The sequence below is a fragment of the Streptomyces sp. NRRL F-5755 genome (assembly GCF_001279365.1).
GTDB lineage: Bacteria > Actinomycetota > Actinomycetes > Streptomycetales > Streptomycetaceae > Streptomyces > Streptomyces rimosus.
In genome coordinates this window covers 1-15435 of the sequence record NZ_LGCW01000062.1, presented here as the reverse complement: position 1 = coordinate 15435, position 15435 = coordinate 1, and the positions used below count along the sequence as shown (strand labels likewise).

The 15435-nt window shown below is 73.2% G+C and carries 10 protein-coding genes; 3 read left to right on the top strand and 7 right to left on the bottom strand.

Annotation, left to right across the window (positions count from 1 at the left end; translation table 11 throughout):
* Positions 1–17 precede the first annotated feature (17 nt).
* The 3 genes from ADK86_RS09690 to ADK86_RS09680 all read right to left on the bottom strand — a co-directional run bounded on the left by ADK86_RS09690 (position 18) and on the right by ADK86_RS09680 (position 3407).
* A complete protein-coding gene (locus ADK86_RS09690; protein ID WP_053696201.1) occupies positions 18–581 on the bottom strand; it encodes a GNAT family N-acetyltransferase in 564 nt (187 codons plus the stop codon).
* A gap of 176 nt (positions 582–757) precedes the next feature.
* Complete coding sequence (locus ADK86_RS09685; RefSeq protein ID WP_053696200.1) at positions 758–1552, bottom strand: VOC family protein; 795 nt, start codon at positions 1550–1552, stop codon at positions 758–760.
* A 202-nt stretch (positions 1553–1754) separates the two neighbouring features.
* Entirely contained in the window at positions 1755–3407 is a 1653-nt protein-coding gene (locus ADK86_RS09680) for an acyl-CoA synthetase (protein WP_053696199.1), read from the bottom strand.
* A 215-nt stretch (positions 3408–3622) separates the two neighbouring features.
* Here ADK86_RS09680 and ADK86_RS09675 point away from each other — a divergent pair, with 215 nt between their 5' ends.
* Positions 3623–6034 carry a penicillin acylase family protein gene (locus ADK86_RS09675; RefSeq protein WP_053696198.1) on the top strand — a complete coding sequence of 804 codons (2412 nt, stop codon included), beginning with the start codon at positions 3623–3625 and terminating at the stop codon, positions 6032–6034.
* 7 nt (positions 6035–6041) lie between these two features.
* Here ADK86_RS09675 and ADK86_RS09670 read toward each other — a convergent pair whose 3' ends face one another.
* Together ADK86_RS09670 and ADK86_RS09665 are read right to left on the bottom strand one after the other, a co-directional pair.
* The gene (locus ADK86_RS09670) at positions 6042–7607 is read right to left on the bottom strand and encodes an acyl-CoA synthetase (RefSeq protein ID WP_107088444.1); all 1566 of its coding nucleotides are present in this window, start codon (positions 7605–7607) and stop codon (positions 6042–6044) included.
* Positions 7608–7621: 14 nt separating this feature from the next.
* The gene (locus ADK86_RS09665; RefSeq protein ID WP_053696197.1) at positions 7622–8725 is read right to left on the bottom strand and encodes an NAD(P)H-dependent flavin oxidoreductase; all 1104 of its coding nucleotides are present in this window, start codon (positions 8723–8725) and stop codon (positions 7622–7624) included.
* A 182-nt stretch (positions 8726–8907) separates the two neighbouring features.
* Between ADK86_RS09665 and ADK86_RS09660 the strand changes: the two genes are divergently transcribed.
* Positions 8908–10086 (top strand): FAD-dependent oxidoreductase, encoded by a 1179-nt coding sequence (locus tag ADK86_RS09660; RefSeq protein WP_053696196.1) that lies wholly within the window; start codon positions 8908–8910, stop codon positions 10084–10086.
* A gap of 88 nt (positions 10087–10174) precedes the next feature.
* On the opposite strand, the gene ADK86_RS09655 is transcribed toward ADK86_RS09660, so the two are convergent.
* Positions 10175–11734, bottom strand: a complete 1560-nt coding sequence (locus ADK86_RS09655) for a phytoene desaturase family protein (RefSeq protein WP_053696195.1) — start codon at positions 11732–11734, stop codon at positions 10175–10177.
* A gap of 152 nt (positions 11735–11886) precedes the next feature.
* Between ADK86_RS09655 and ADK86_RS09650 the strand changes: the two genes are divergently transcribed.
* Positions 11887–13200 carry a glycoside hydrolase family 27 protein gene (locus tag ADK86_RS09650; protein WP_053696194.1) on the top strand — a complete coding sequence of 438 codons (1314 nt, stop codon included), beginning with the start codon at positions 11887–11889 and terminating at the stop codon, positions 13198–13200.
* Positions 13201–13242: 42 nt separating this feature from the next.
* Here ADK86_RS09650 and ADK86_RS09645 read toward each other — a convergent pair.
* Positions 13243–15435 (bottom strand): tetratricopeptide repeat-containing serine/threonine-protein kinase (locus ADK86_RS09645; RefSeq protein WP_053696202.1); only part of this gene is annotated, 2193 nt, incomplete at its 5' end.

Genomic DNA, 15435 nt, shown 5'->3' with positions numbered 1-15435 from the left:
CTCATCACCCCCGTCCATCACACCCTCCCGCCCCTACCGCCCCTCCCCCACCCACCACGTCCCACCCGATACACCACACTCGGCCGCAGCGGGCCCTCGGGTGCGTAGGGGTCGTCGAAGTCGTCGGCCGGGTTGCGGGTCATCCCGATGCGGCGCATGACGGCCTGGGAGCGGGCGTTGGTGGCGGTCGTCACCGCCAGGATCTCCGGGAGTCCGAGCGTGTCGAAGCCGAAGGCCAGGGCTGCCAGGGCCGCCTCGGTGGCGTATCCCTGGCCCCACGCCGAGCGCGCCAGTCTCCAGCCGATCTCCACCCCCTTGAACGGCATGTCGTCGTCCGTGTCGTCCAGGCCCGCGAAGCCGATGAACTCGCCCGTGGCCCGTACTTCGACCGCCCACCATCCGTAGCCGCGCCGGTCGAGGTCGGCCTCGAACCGCCGCACGGAAGCGTCGCTCTGTTCGCGGGTGAGCAGGTCACCCAGGTGCTCCCGTACTTCGGGGTCGGCGTTCATCGCGGCCCACGGTTCGAGGTCGGACTCCCGCCAGCGGCGGAGGACGAGGCGTTCGGTGTGCAGTTCGGCCATGCCGGACAGCCAACGTGAGCCCTGGTCCCGAAGCAATCGTTTTACGGTGCGATCACTTCAGGGCACCGGCCACCCGGCGACCGGCCACCCGGCGACCGGGCTGCCCCGTACGGCGCCCCGCCCACACACCGACTCCCTCGCCTCGCCACCTCCCCCGCCTCACCGACTCCCCGGCCTCACCCCACACTCGGCGTGATCACCGCGAACACCGCCCCAAACGGGTCCCGCAGCATGGCCAGCCTGCCGACGCCCTCGGCGTCCACGGGCGGGTGGATGGCTATCGCGCCGCGTTCGGTGGACGTGGCGACGGTCGCGTCGCAGTCCTCGACGGCGAAGTACGGATGCCATTCCGGCGTGGAGCCGCCGGCGACGTTCTCCGGTGCCATCTGCATGATGCCGGCATGGCCGGCGTCGCCGTCCGGGTCGGTGCCGGCGGGCGAGGCGATCGTGTAGACCACCTCTCCGCCCATCTCCTTGTCGACCGTCTCCCACGAGAAGACCGAGCGGTAGAACGTCTTCGCGGCGGCCGCGTCGGTGGTGTACAGCTCGGTCCAGCACAGTGCGTGTGTCGCGCCGACCAGTTCCATGCCCGGGGTGTCGCCGGGCTGCCAGGCGGCGAACTCGGCGCCCGCCGGGTCCGTGAACCCGGCCAGCCGGCCGGCGGTGAAGACGTCGCACGGGCCGAAGCGGACCGTGCCGCCGGCCTGCTCGACGGACTTGGCCAGGGCGTCCACGTCCGGTGTGTGGAAGTGGACCGTCCAGGCCGGGCGGGCGCCCTCCTCGGTCAGCGGTCCGGCCCCGGCCACGGTCTTCCCGTCGAGCTGGAAGAAGCCGTACCCGCCGGCGTCCGGCCCGGCCGAGCGGAAGGTCCAGCCGAAGACGGCGCCGTAGAACGCGGTGGCCGCGTCCATGTCCGGTGCGCCGAGGTCGAGCCAGTTCGGTGCGCCCGGGACGTACTGGGTGGTGAGCATGTCGATCTCCTCCGGCCTGTCGTCGCTGCTTGTCATCGCACGACGCGGGCGGCCGCCGAGCGAGCACGTACGCCCTCGTCACCAGGGAGGATGCGGTGCCGCTCGATGCCTCTCCCCCAGCACTTCCCAGCATGGCAGGGGGGTCTGACAATCGCCCTCGGCGAAGGCCGGGACGGCCCCGCGGACGCCTACGTGCGGGCCTTCACTCCCGGCCGGAGCCGAAGCCTGATCCTGGGGCGGAGGAGCCAGAGCCTGGTCCCGGACCGGAGCCGGCCCCGTACCGTTCCCGGAGTTCGCGCTTGAGGATCTTGCCGCTGGCGTTGCGCGGCAACGCCTCGGCGAACAGCACCCGCTTGGGCACCTGGAACCCGGCCAGCCGCTCCCGCGCCGCCGCGATCAGCTCCGCCTCGTCCGGCGCCGTGCCCGCGCGCGGTACGACCACGGCCGTCACCGCCTCGATCCAGCGCTCGTCCGGCAGTCCGACCACCGCCACCTCCGCGACCCCCGGATGCGCGTACAGCGCGTCCTCCACCTGCCGCGAGGCCACCAGCACACCGCCCGAGTTGATGACGTCCTTGACCCGGTCGACGATGGTGAAGTAGCCCTCCGCGTCCCGCACGGCCAGGTCCCCGGAGCGGAACCAGCCGTCCCGGAAGGCCGCCGCGATCTCCGCCGGCTTGTCCCAGTAGCCCGTGCACAGTTGGGGCGAGCGGTAGACGATCTCCCCGCGCTCGCCGTCGGGCACCTCCGTGCCTCCCGGGTCCACCACCCGCGCCTCCACGAACAGCACCGGCCGACCGCACGAGTCCATCCGCCCCTCGTGCTCGTCCGGCCCCAGCACGGTGGCCAGCGGCCCGATCTCGCTCTGCCCGAAGCAGTTGTAGAAGGCGAGGCCGGGCAGCCGGGCGCGCAGCCGCTCCAGGACGGGCACCGGCATGATGGACGCGCCGTAGTACGCCTTGCGGAGGCCGCCGAGGTCGCGGGTGGCGAATCCGGGGTGCTGGGAGAGGGCGATCCACACGGTGGGCGGCGCGAACAGGCTGTCCGCCCGCCCCGCCTCGACCAGGTCGAAGATCCGGTCCGGGTCGGGCGCGTCGAGGATGACGTTCTCGGCGCCCACGGCGAGGTACGGCATCAGGAACACGTGCAGCTGCGCCGAGTGGTAGAGGGGCAGGCTGTGCACGGGCCGGTCGGTCGCCTTCAGGTCGAGGGCGACGATGGCCGAGGTGTACGCGTGGACCAGCGCGCCGTGCGTCATCATCGCGCCCTTGGGCAGCCCGGTCGTACCGGAGGTGTAGAGGAGCTGCACCAGGTCGTCGGAGCCCGAGCCGTACGCATCTTCCGGATCGCCGGCCCCGTATGCCTCCCCCGCCCCACTCTCATCACCGGTCCGGAGGACCGCCGACTTCATCACGCCCCGCCCCTCCTCCGCCCACTCCACCAGCGACCCCGCCGCGTCCCGCAGCGGCATCGTCCGGACCCCGGGCGGCAGCCGGTGCTCCAGCGCCGGGTCGGTGAGGACGAGGGTGCTGCCCGACTGTTCGATGATGTAGCACAGTTCGTCGCCGGTGAGGTGGTGGTTGACGGGTACGTGCACCAGTCCGGCGCGGGCGCAGGCCAGGAAGCCGATCAGGTACCCGTCGGAGTTGTGGCCGTACGCGGCGACCCGGTCCCCGGGCGCCGCCCCGCTCTCCAGCAGCGCGCACATGGCGGCCGTCACCGCGTCGTCCAGTTCGCCGTAGGTCCAGGACCGGTCGCCGTAGCGCACCGCCGTGCGGTCGGGCGTCCGGCGCGCGCTGCGCCGCAGGACCCCGTCGACCGTGTTCGTCCGTACTCCCGCCGTGGCTCCCGTCATGGCGTGATCCTGTGCCCGGCCCCGGGCCGGGTCAAGAGAGCGGGGCGGGGAGGGGCGCACGGGGCGTTCGCGCCAAAGACCGCGCCGTCGGGCCCGTCGTGACCTGTCACGGTTATGCTCAATCCTCCGCTCAATGCTCAACCTCCTCCGCGTCCCCGTGAGTTGGCACGTGTTCGTGTACGGCACCTTCAGGACTGCAAGGAGGATCACCCGTTATGCGCGACCGTTTCAGAAAGCTCGCCGCGGCGGGGGTGGTGCTGCTGACCGCGGCGGCGCTGTCGCCCGCCCCGGACGCGGCCGCCGAGGCGTCCCACCCGTCGGGCGGCGGTCTCTCGGCCGACATCCGCTACACCGAGTACGGCATCCCGCACATAGTCGCCGGCGACTACCCCGACCTGGGTTTCGGCGTGGGCTGGGCGCAGGCCGCCGACCAGGTCTGCACGCTCGCCGACGGCTTCGTCACCCTGCGCGGCGAACGCTCCCGGTACTTCGGCGCCGCGGGGCACCCCGACGGCACCCACTCCTCCGCGAGCACCAATCTCGCCAGCGACCTCTTCTTCAAGGGGATACGCCAGAACCGCACCGTCGAGAAGCTGCTGCGGCAGCCCGCTCCGGCCGGGCCGGGCGACGAGGTGAAGGAGCTGATGCGCGGCTGGGCGGCCGGGTACAACGCCTGGCTGGCGCAGCGGAAGAGCACCGATCCGGCCTGTGCGGGCAAGGAGTGGGTCAAGCCGGTCACCCCGCTCGATGTGGCGGCCAACGCGTACGCCCTCGTGATCACGGCCGGTCAGGCCGATGTGGTGGACAACGTCGTCGCGGCCCACCCGCCCGCGGCCGGTGCCTCGCCCGCCCCCACCGCGCCGCAGAGCCCCCAGAAGTCCGTGGCGTCCGTCCGCTCCCACCTCGCGCGCGGCGACGGGGGCCTGGGTTCCAACGCCGTCGCCTTCCGTGGTGACACCACCGCCAACGGCCGCGGCCTGCTCCTGGGCAATCCGCACTACCCGTGGTCCGGCGGCCGCCGCTTCTGGCAGTCGCAGGTGACCATACCCGGCGAACTCGATATCGCGGGCGGCCTGATCCTCGGCTCCCCCACTCCCACCGTCGGCCACAACGCCCGCATCGCCTGGAGCCACACGGTCTCCACCGGTGTGCCCATGAACTTCCACCAGCTCACCCTGGACCCGGCGGACCCGACCGTGTACCTGGTGGACGGGAAGCCGGAGCGGATGACGCGGCGGACCGTGACGGTGCCGGTCAAGGACGGTCCGGATGTGGTCCGTACGCAGTGGTGGACGCGCTACGGCCCGGTCGTCACCGAGTACGGCGGCCTCGACCTGGCGTGGACGAACCGTACGGCGTACGCGATGGGTGACCCGAACGCGGCGCAGCTGCGGATGTCCGACACCTTCCTGGGCCTGGGCAAGGCCCGGGACGTGGCGGACGTACAGCGGGTGCTGCGCCGGACGCAGGGCCTGCCCTGGGTGAACACCGTCGCCGCCGACTCGGCCGGCCGCACCCTCTACACCCAGTCGCAGGTGGTGCCGCGCATCACCGACGACCTCGTGGAGCGCTGTTCCACGGACCTGGGGCGGCTGCTGTACCCGGCCACCGGCCTGGCCGTACTGGACGGCGCGCGCTCCGGCTGCGCACCGGGCCGCGACCGGGACGCCGTACAGCCGGGCATCTTCGGCCCGTCCGCGATGCCCACGCTCACGGACGCCCCGTACGCGGAGAATTCCAACGACAGCGCCTGGCTGGCCAACGCGGACCGGCCGCTGACGGGCTACCCGCGCGTCCTCGGTGACATCGGCACCCCGCGCTCCCTGCGGACGCGCGGCGCCGTCCAGGACGTGTCCGCCCTGGCGGACCGGGGCGAACTGACCACGGCCGATCTCCAGCGCCAGCAGTTCACCAACCGGGTGCCCGCCGGGGATCTGGCCGCCACCGACACCGCGCGGGCCTGCGCCGCGCTCCCCGGCGGTACGGCGACCGGCAGCGACGGCAAGGCCGTGGACGTCTCGGAGGCGTGCCGGGTGATCGCCGCCTGGGACCGTACGGTACGGACGGACAGCAAGGGCGCGCTCCTCTTCGACCGGTTCTGGCGCCGGCTGACCGCCACAGTGCCGCAGACCGACCTCTGGAAGACGCCTTTCGACCCGGATGATCCGGTGCGGACCCCGCGCACCCTGAACACCGCCGCCCCTGGCCTCGCGACCGCGCTCGCCGACGCCGTCTCCGAGCTGCGCGCCGCGCGCATTCCGCTCGCCGCACCGCTCGGCGAGCACCAGTTCGTCGTACGCAACGGCAAGCGCATCCCGGTCAGCGGCGGCGTGGACGGGCTGGGCGTCTGGAACATGACCGTGGGCCGGTGGAACCCGGCGGGCGGTGGCTATACGGAGGTGCGGCACGGCTCCAGCTACATCCAGGCGGTGAGCTTCGCGGACGACGGCTGCCCGGTGAACGCCCGGACGCTGCTGACGTACTCGCAGTCCTCCAACCCGCGGTCGCCGCACTACAGCGACCAGACCGAGCTGTACTCGGCAGGCCGGATGATCCGGTCCCGCTTCTGCGAACGCGACGTGCTCGCCTCGCCGCAGCTGCGGGTGGAGCACGTCCGCCAGCGGTAGGAAGACCTCACACGGCGCGCTCCCGGCCCGCCCAGTACGGGTCGCGGAGCCGCCGCTTGTAGAGCTTGCCGTTGGGGTCGCGCGGCATGGCCGCGGTGAAGTCGACGGACCTGGGGCGCTTGTAGCCCGCGAGCCGCCGGGCGCAGTGCTCCAGGATCTCGTCGGCGAGGGCCGGGCCCGCTGTGAAGCCGTCGGCGGGCTCGACGACGGCCTTGACCTGCTCGCCCCAGTCGTCGTGCGGGATGCCGAAGGCGGCCGCGTCGGCGACGGCGGGGTGGGCGAGCAGGGCGGACTCGATCTCGGCGGGGTAGATGTTGACCCCGCCCGAGATGATCATGTCGATCTTGCGGTCGCGGAGGAAGAGGTACCCGTCTGCGTCCAGGTACCCGAGGTCGCCGACGGTGAAGAAGTCCCCGATGCGGTTCCTGCGGGTCTTGTCCGCGTCCTTGTGGTAGCTGAAGCCGCCGGTGGTCATCTTCATGTAGACGGTGCCCAGTTCGCCGGGCGGCAGCCGGTTGCCGTCGTCGTCGAAGACCGCCAGTTCGCTGATCGGCCAGGCCCGGCCGACCGTACCGGGCTTCTTGAGCCAGTCCTCGGCGGTGGCGAACGCGCCGCCGCCCTCGCTCGCCGCGTAGTACTCCTCCACACAGCTCCCCCACCAGTCGATCATCGCCCGTTTGACGTGGTCGGGGCAGGGCGCGGCGCCGTGGACGGCGTGCCGCATCGAGGTCACGTCGTAGCGCGCCCGTACCTCCTGGGGTAGGGCGAGCAGCCGGTGGAACTGGGTGGGCACCATGTGCGTATGGGTGCAGCGGTACGTGTCGATCAGCCGCAGCATCTCCTCCGGCGTCCACCTGTCCATCAGGACGACCCGGTGCCCGATGTGCAGGGAAGCGCCCGCGAACTGGAGCACGGCCGTGTGGTAGAGCGGCGAGCACACCAGGTGCACATTGCCGTCGAACGGCCGGATGCCGAAGATGCCGAGGAAGCCGCCGAGGTGGGACTCCTCGGGCGGGCGGCCGGACAGGGGGCGGCGGATGCCGCGGGGGCGTCCGGTGGTGCCGGAGGTGTAGTTCATGACCCAGCCGAGGGTGCGGTCCTCCGGCGGCGTTTCCGGCTGTCCTTCGAGGAGCGCCGCGTACGGCCGGAAGCCGGACACCGTGCCGACGGCGTACCGCTGTTCCGGCGGCAGCCCCGCCTCGTCGGCGGCGGCCCGGGCGGCGTCGCCGAACCGTTCGTGCGCGATCAGTGCCTTGGCCCCCGAGTCGGCGACGATCCAGGCGATCTCCGGGCCGACGAGGTGGTGGTTGACCGGTACGAGGTACAGGCCCGCCTGGGTGGCGGCGAGGTAGGCGGTGAAGAACTCGACGCCGTTGGGCAGCACCACCGCGAAGGCGTCGCCGCGCTCCAGGCCGGCCGCGCGCAGCCCGTGCACCAGGCGGTTGCAGGCGGCGTGCAGCCGGGCCGCGGTCCACTCCTCGCCGTCCGGGGCGATCAGGACCGTGCGTCCCGGGTCGGCGGTGGCCTGCGCCCAGAAGCCGTTCGGGGATGGTGACGCCATGGATGCCGACATGTGTCCTCCTCGGCTCAGCCGCGTCCGGCGATGCGGTTGATGCGGTCGACGGCCCGCTCGAAGCCGCGGGTGAGGTCGTCGAAGACCGCCCGCACACTGCGTTCCGCGTTCATCTGCCCGACGATCTGGCCGACCGGCGTGCCGAGCAGCGGCTCGACCTCGTACTTCTGGATACGGGAGACGGCCTCGGCGACCAGCAGCCCTTGCAGCGGCATGGGCAGCGGATCGGGCCCCGACGGGTCGTCCCAGGCGTCCGTCCAGGCCGTACGGAGCTGGCGGGCGGGCTTGCCGGTCAGCGCGCGGGAGCGGACGGTGTCGCCGGAGCCCGCGGCGAGCAGCTTCTCGGTGAGGCGCCTGGAGTGCAGCCCGGCCTCCTCGGTGGTCAGCCAGACGGAGCCGAGCCAGACACCCTGGGCACCCAGGGCCAGCCCGGCGGCGATCTGTTCGCCGGTGCCGATGCCGCCGGCCGCGAGGACCGGCAGCGGGTCCACGGCCCGGACGACCTCGGGGGTGAGCACCATGGTGGCGATCTCCCCGGTGTGGCCGCCGGCCTCGTACCCCTGCGCGACGACGATGTCGATCCCGGCGTCCTTGTGGTGCCGGGCGTGCCGGGGACTGCCCGCGAGCGCGGCGACGAGGATGCCGTGCGCGTGGGCGCGCTCGACGACGTCGGCGGGCGGTGAGCCGAGCGCGTTGGCCAGCAGCCGGACCGGGAAGTCGAAGGCCACGTCGAGCTGCGCGCGGGCGACCTGCTCCAGCCAGCCCGTGATGCGCCAGCCGGACGCCTCGCCGGGCGGCAGTTCGGGGACCCGGTGCGCGGCGAGGGTCTCGGCGACGAAGCGGCGGTGCCCTTCCGGGATCATCGCCTCGATGTCGGCCTCCGTGACGCCTTCGACCTTCTTGGCGGGCATCACCACGTCCAGGCCGTACGGCGCGCCGCCGGTGTGCCGGTCGATCCATTCCAGGTCGCGGGCCAGCTCTTCGGCCGCCGCGTAGCGGACCGCGCCGAGCACGCCGAAGCCGCCGGCCCGGCTGATCGCGGCGGCGACCGCGGGGAACGGGGTGAACCCGAAGACGGCGTGCTCGACTCCCAGCCGGTTGCTCAGCTCCGTCTGCATGGGCGCAGGATGCCGCAGGGCGCCGTACGAGGGAAGAGATTTCCTGATGCTGCGTCAGTCAATGGGCCGGGGCGGTGCGCGCCGCCGTGTCACATCCGTGGTGCCCGCATCCGTCCGGAGGGACGAGCACCCGCACGAAGACGACGCACCCGCACAGCGGGCCGGGCCCCGGGAGGCACATCATGCGCACGGACATCACCGTCATCGGCGGCGGCACGGCGGGCCTGGTGGCCGCCATCGCCTGCGCCGAGGCCGGAGCCGCGGTGACGCTGCACGAGGCGCACGGCTCGCCGGGCGGGCGCGGCCGGGCCACGGCCGCACCGTACATCGCCCACGAGGGGCCGCACGTCTTCTACTGCGACGGCCCGCACTGGTCCTGGCTGGCCGAACGCGGCCTGACCGGCCGGCTGGGCCGGCCGTCCGCGCCCGACCTGCTGCGGGTCTCCTTCGTACGGGACGGGCGGCGCACCCTGCGGCCGCCGGCCGGCTTCCTGCGGATGATCACGGTGGGCCGCACCCGTACCGCGCCCGTGGACGAGGACTTCCACAGCTGGGCCTCCCGGCACTTCGGCGAGGAGGCGGCGCGCGCCGCGGCCAACGCGATCGCCGTGGTGACGTACGACGCGGACACCGGCCGGCTGTCGGCGGCCTTCGTGTGGGGGCTGCTGCGCCGGGTGTTCGCGCCCGGGGTGCCGACCGTGCGGTGGGTGGTGGGCGGCTGGCAGGCGGTCGTGGGCCGGCTGGCGGCCCGCGCCCGGCAGCTGGGCATACGCGTCGAACTCGGCTCCCGGATCACCGAGCTCCCGGCGCACCCCACCATCGTCGCCACCGAACTCTCCTCGGCCCGCGCCCTGTTGGGCGACGACTCGCTGCGCTGGGAGAGCGGCCACTGCGCCCTGCTGGACCTCGCGGTCCCGCGCGGCAGGCACGACCGGTTTCTCGCCTTCGACCTGGACGCGGGCGGCTTCCACGAGAGCTACTCGATGCAGGACCCGACGACCGCGCCGCGCGGCGAGTCGCTGTTCCAGCTGGACATGCCGGTACGCGCCGGGGAGAGCCCGGCGGATGCCCGGCAGCGGCTCGGACGGTTCGCCGAGCTGACGGTGCCCGGATGGCGGGACCGTGTGGTCTGGCAGCGGCAGGGCACCGCGCGCGGCCGGACCGGCGCCCTGGACCTGCCGGGGCTGACCTGGCGGGACCGGCCGGCCATCGAGCGCGGCAACGGCGTGTTCCTGGCCGGGGACCAGGTCGCGGCGCCCGGCATGCGCGGCGAGATCGCGATCAACAGCGCTGTACGGGCTGCCGCGGGCGCGGTACGGGCGGCCGGGCTGCGGCGGCGAGGGACGGCGGGGGCCGCCTGATGCGTACAGCCGCGTATGGAAGTGGCCTCGCAGCCGGGTCACACCCGTTCCACCCCCGGTCGGCCGATCACACCCGTTCCCGCCCCGGTCACCCCCGCTCCAGCACCGCCATGGCCGCGTTGTGCCCGGGAATTCCGCTCACCCCGCCGCCCCGGACCGCGCCCGCACCGCACAGCAGCACATTGGCGCGCCCCGTCGCCACGCCCCAACGGGCCGCCGGATCGTCCCCGTCGGCCTCCTCCGTGCCGTACGGGAACGCCAGGTCCCGGTGGAAGATGTGCCCGCCCGGCAGCCCGAGGTCGCGTTCCAGGTCGAGTGGGCTCCTGGCCTCGATGCACGGGCGGCCGTCCGCGTCGGTGGCCAGGCAGTCGGTGAGCGGTTCGGCCAGGACGGCGTCCAGCTGGGCGAGGGTCGCCGCGAGCAGGCGTTCGCGGGTGGCGTCGTGGTCGCCGGTGAAGAGGCGGGCCGGGGTGTGCAGGCCGAAGAGGGTGAGCGTCTGGTAGCCCTGCCGGACCAGGTCGGTGCCGAGGATGGAGGGGTCCGTGAGGGAGTGGCAGTAGATCTCCGAGGGCGGTACGGCGGGCACCTCGCCCGCCGCAGCCTGCCGGTAGGCGGTCTCCAACTGGCCATATTCCTCGGCAACATGGAAGGTTCCGGAGAAGGCGAGGCGCGGATCGATGTCCGGGTCGCGCAGCCGGGGCAGCCGCGTCAGCAGCATGTTGACCTTGAGCTGGGCGCCCTCGGCGGGCTCCGGCGGCCGCTCCCCGAGGAGCCCGGCGAGGGTGTGCGGGGCGGCGTTGACCAGTACGTGGCGCGCGCCGACCGTACCCTCCGCGCAGGTCACCTCGGCCGTGCTGCCGTCCGTGGCGATCCCGGTCACCGGGCAGCCGGTGACGATCTCGGCGCCCGCCGTGCGGGCGGCGGCGGCCAGCGCGTCGGTCAGCGCGCCCATGCCGCCGACCGGCACGTCCCAGTCGCCGGTGCCGCCGCCGACGACGTGGTAGAGGAAGCACCGGTTCTGCGCCAGCGACGCGTCGTGGGCGTGCGCGAACGTGCCGATCAGCCCGTCCGTGAGCACCACGCCGCGCACCAGGTCGTCGGCGAACGCGGCCTCGACGCTCTCCCCGAGCGGCCGCTCGAACAGTGCCTCCCAGGCCGCCGCGTCGTCGATACGGGCGCGCAGCGCGGCCCGCGTCGGCAGCGGTTCGGTGAGCGTGGGGAAGACCCGCTCCGCGACCCGGCGCGTCATCCCGTAGAAGCGCCGCCAGGCTTCGTACTCCCGGTCCGAGCCGGTGAGCCGGGCGAACGAGGCGCGGGTGGCGCCCTCGTCGGAGCCGACGAACAGCCCCGTGGGGCAACCGCCGCGCACGGCCGGGGTGTACGAGGACACCGAGCGCTTGCGGACCGCGAAGCACAGGCCGAGATCCCGTACGATCTTCGGCGGCAGCAGGCTGACGAGGTACGAGTAGCGGGACAGCCGCGCGTCCACGCCGGGGAAGGCCCGCGTGGAGACCGCGGCGCCGCCGGTGTGGTCCAGCCGCTCCAGTACCAGCACACTGCGCCCCGCGCGTGCGAGATAGGCGGCGGCCACCAGGCCGTTGTGCCCGCCGCCGACAACGACCACGTCATAGGAAGTCCGTTCGGGCATGGCCCTTTCGTAGCATGCGGTGATCACCGCCGCCAGGTACGGACGGCTGAATTCCGGGAACCGGCGGGCGCGGCTGCTTGCTCCCCTGCTCGTACGTTCCTACGGTCCGACGATGCGTTGTATCGGCCCGATCTCCCCCCTACGAGGTGCCTGTGCACAATTCGTCGGCCCCGCGCTCCCCGAGACGCACCCTGACCGGTCTGAGCACCGCCGCCCTGTGCGCGGCGGGCGCCCTGTCCGCGACCGCCGCCGTCCCGGCCGCCGCCCTCCCCGCCCCGGCAGGTGAGGACGGCGCGCGCGCCGCGGCGGCCTACCCGAACCTCACCCCGAAACCCCCGATGGGCTGGAACAACTGGTCGTACTACATGTGCGACATCGACGAGAAGGTGATCCTCGGCAACGCGCGGGCGCTGGTGAAGTCCGGCCTGGCGGCCAAGGGCTACGACACGGTCACCGTCGACGACTGCTGGATGAGCAAGCAGCGCGACGCCAGGGGCAACCTCGTACCGGACCGGGCGAGGTTCCCGCGCGGCATGGCGTACGTGGGCCGCGAACTGCACCGGATGGGCCTGAAGTTCGGCATCTACGAGGACGTCGGCAACCTGACGTGCGAGAAGTACCCCGGCAGCTTCGGCCACTACCAGCAGGACGCCGACCTCTTCGCCAAATGGAAGGTCGACTACCTGAAGATGGACGGGTGCAACCTGGCCACCGCCCCCGGCAAGACGAAGGAGCGGACCTACCACGACGCCTACCGGGCGGTCAGCCAGGCCCTGCGCAACACCGGCCGCGACATCGTCTTCTCGGTCTCGGCGCCCGCGTACTTCCAGTACGACGGCGACCAGGTCTGGCACCGGGTGATCCGCTGGTCCTCGCAGGTCGGCAACCTGTGGCGGGAAGGCCGCGACATCGCGGTGGAGAAGCACAGCGGCGCCAAGAAGTGGTCCTCGATCAAGTACAACTACGCGTACAACGCCAGGCTGGCGCCCTTCCAGCGGCCGGGCCGCTGGAACGACCCGGACTTCCTGCTCGCCGGCGACTCCGGACTGTCCACCCGGCAGATGCAGAGCCAGATGTCGCTGTGGGCCGTGATGGCCGCCCCGCTGATCTCCAGCACCGACCTGACGAAGATCTCCCCGGCCGCGCTCAAGGTCCTCGGCAACCGGGACATCATCGCCGTGGACCAGGACCCGAAGGGCGTCCAGGGGCGCGTCGTCCAGCAAGGTACGGGCTACGACGTGCTGTCCAAGCCGCTGCAGGGTGGGGACCACGCGGTCGCCCTCTTCAACTCCGGCGACGCGGCGCAGACACTCACCACCACGGCCAAGACGGCCGGCCTGCCGCAGGCCCGCGCGTACGAACTGCGCGATCTGAACACCGGGCGCACGACCCGGACCGCGGGAAAGATCTCGGTACGGGTACCGGCGCACGCGACGGTGCTCTACCGGGTGCACCCGCGGCGGTGAGCGGATGCCGGGCCGGGTGCGCGGGGTACGTTCAGCCCGCCCTCAGCCCCGGCCCGGCGTACGCCGCTGCCGCAGCTCGGCGACCCTCCGGTACAGCGCCACCGCCTCGGCGGAGCGCCCGAGCTGTTCCAGGCACTGGGCCTCGTCGCTGCGGCTGGCCAGCGTGTCGGGATGATCGGCGCCCAGCACCCGTTCGCGGGCCGCGGCCACCTGCCGGTAGACGGCCAGCGCGTCGGGCCAGCGGCCCAGCCAGCCCAGGGCCACGGCGATCTCCCGGCGGCTGACGAGCGTGTCGGGGTGACCGGCGCCCAGCACCTGTTCCCGGAGCGCGGCCACCGACCGGGCCTCGGCCAGCGCTTCCTCCCAGCGTCCGAGGCGTCCGAGGTTGACGCCGAGGCCGTGCCGGGCCCGCAGCGTCTCCGGGTCGGCAGGCCCCTGCGCGGCCGTACGGGCCCCGACGAGATCCCGGTACAGCTCCAGCGCCTCATTGCTGCGCCCGAGCCGCCCGAGGCTTATACCGACCTCGTACCGGGCGGCGAGGGTGTCGGGGTGCCCGGGCCCCAGCGCCTGCGCACGGTCGCCGGCCACCTCCCGGTACGTCTGCAACGCGTCCGCCCACCGCCCCAACTGGCCCAGCAAGTAAGCGACTTCATATCGCGTGACCAACGTGTCCGGATGCTGCGGCCCCAGCACCCGGGCCCGCGCCGACGCCACGTCCCGCGCCATCCGGTACGCGTCCTCCAGCCGGCCGAGACGGCTGAGGTTGAAGGCGAGGTTGTGCCGGCAGCGCAGTGTGTCCGGGTGCTCGGGGCCCGTCGTGCGTTCCCGGGCCGCGAGGACGGATACGTACACCTGGTGCGCCTCGAAGTGCCGCCCGAGCCGCCCCAGCGCGTACGCCGTCTCCTGGCGCGCGGCCAGGGTGTCCACGTGGTCGGGTCCCAGGCTGCGTTCCCGCCCGGCGGCGACCCGCTCGTATTCGCGCAGCGCGTCGGCGGGCCGCCCGGACCGGGCGAGGGTGAAGGCCACCTCGAACCGGCTGGCGAGGGTGTCGGGGTGGTCGGGGCCGAGCGCGTGCTCCCGCTCGGCGGCGACCGCGCGGTGCACCTCCCCCGCCTCCGCCCAGCGGCCGAGCCGCCCGAGGCTGAGCCCGGCGTTGTGCCGGGCGGCGAGCGCGGCGAGGTGTTCGGGCGACGGGGCGGGCCGCTCGGAGACATACGGCGCCGGGGTGTCGCGGCTGAGCGGCGGCAGCCCGCTGGTCCACGCCCCGGTGAGCCCGGCGGCCCGGTCGGCACCGCCCGCCCGCCGCGCACGGGGCGCGGCCCGCGACCCGACGGTCATCCCCTGCGTCCAGGACGGCAGGGACCGCACCACCCGCGTCGCCGTCCGCCCGCCCGCCTCGGCAGGACCGGGCTCCTCTCCGTACGGCGCCGCCTGCGACCGCCGGGCCGAGACAAGTCGCTTCACCAGCTCGGCGGCGTCCCGCGGCCGGTCCTCCGGCCCCTTCTCCAGCAGGTCCAGCACGATCCGCTCGTACGCCTCCGGCAGGTCGGGACGGCGGGCGCGCGGCGGTTCCGGGGCCGTGTCGCGATGCCCGACCAGCACCGCCCAGGCGTCGTCGAGGTCGAACGGCGGCGCCCCCGTGACCAGTTCGTACAACACGCACCCCAGCGAATACAGATCGCTGCGGTGATCGACCGTACCGGCGCCGATCTGCTCGGGCGACATGTAGTGCGGTGTGCCCATCGCTATGCCGGTGCCGGTCAGCCGGGCGGTGAACCCGATGTCGTGCCCCAGCCGCGCGATCCCGAAGTCGCAGATCTTCACCGTCCCGTCGGCGACCCGCACGATGTTCGCCGGCTTGAGGTCGCGGTGCACGACGGCCTGCTCGTGGGTGTACGCGAGGGCTGCCGCGACCTGCTCGGCGATGTCCGCGAAGTCCGGCAGGGGCAGCGGATCGTGCCGGTTGTCCTCCAGCAGCTGACTGAGATTGCGCCCGTCGAGCAGTTCCATCACCAGGAACAGAATTCCGTCGTCCTCACCGAAGTCATGAACGACCGTGATACCGCGGTGCTGAAGGGCCGCCGCCACCCGCGCCTCCCGCCGGAAGCGCTCCCGCAGCACCCGCAAGAACGACGGATCGTGCTGCGGCCCCAGCGGCTTGAGGCACTTGACGGCGACCTGCCGCCCCAGGGACTCGTCGCGCGCCCGCCACACCTCCCCCATCCCGCCGCGCCC

Excerpts from the sequence above, each read along its gene's own strand:
- ADK86_RS09690 (WP_053696201.1), bottom strand. The coding sequence starts at position 581 with ATGGCCGAACTGCACACCGAACGCCTCGTCCTCCGCCGCTGGCGGGAG.
- ADK86_RS09685 (WP_053696200.1), bottom strand. The coding sequence starts at position 1,552 with ATGCTCACCACCCAGTACGTCCCGGGCGCACCGAACTGGCTCGACCTC.
- ADK86_RS09680 (WP_053696199.1), bottom strand. The coding sequence starts at position 3,407 with ATGACGGGAGCCACGGCGGGAGTACGGACGAACACGGTCGACGGGGTC.
- ADK86_RS09675 (WP_053696198.1), top strand. The coding sequence starts at position 3,623 with ATGCGCGACCGTTTCAGAAAGCTCGCCGCGGCGGGGGTGGTGCTGCTG.
- ADK86_RS09670 (WP_107088444.1), bottom strand. The coding sequence starts at position 7,607 with ATGTCGGCATCCATGGCGTCACCATCCCCGAACGGCTTCTGGGCGCAG.
- ADK86_RS09665 (WP_053696197.1), bottom strand. The coding sequence starts at position 8,725 with ATGCAGACGGAGCTGAGCAACCGGCTGGGAGTCGAGCACGCCGTCTTC.
- ADK86_RS09660 (WP_053696196.1), top strand. The coding sequence starts at position 8,908 with ATGCGCACGGACATCACCGTCATCGGCGGCGGCACGGCGGGCCTGGTG.
- ADK86_RS09655 (WP_053696195.1), bottom strand. The coding sequence starts at position 11,734 with ATGCCCGAACGGACTTCCTATGACGTGGTCGTTGTCGGCGGCGGGCAC.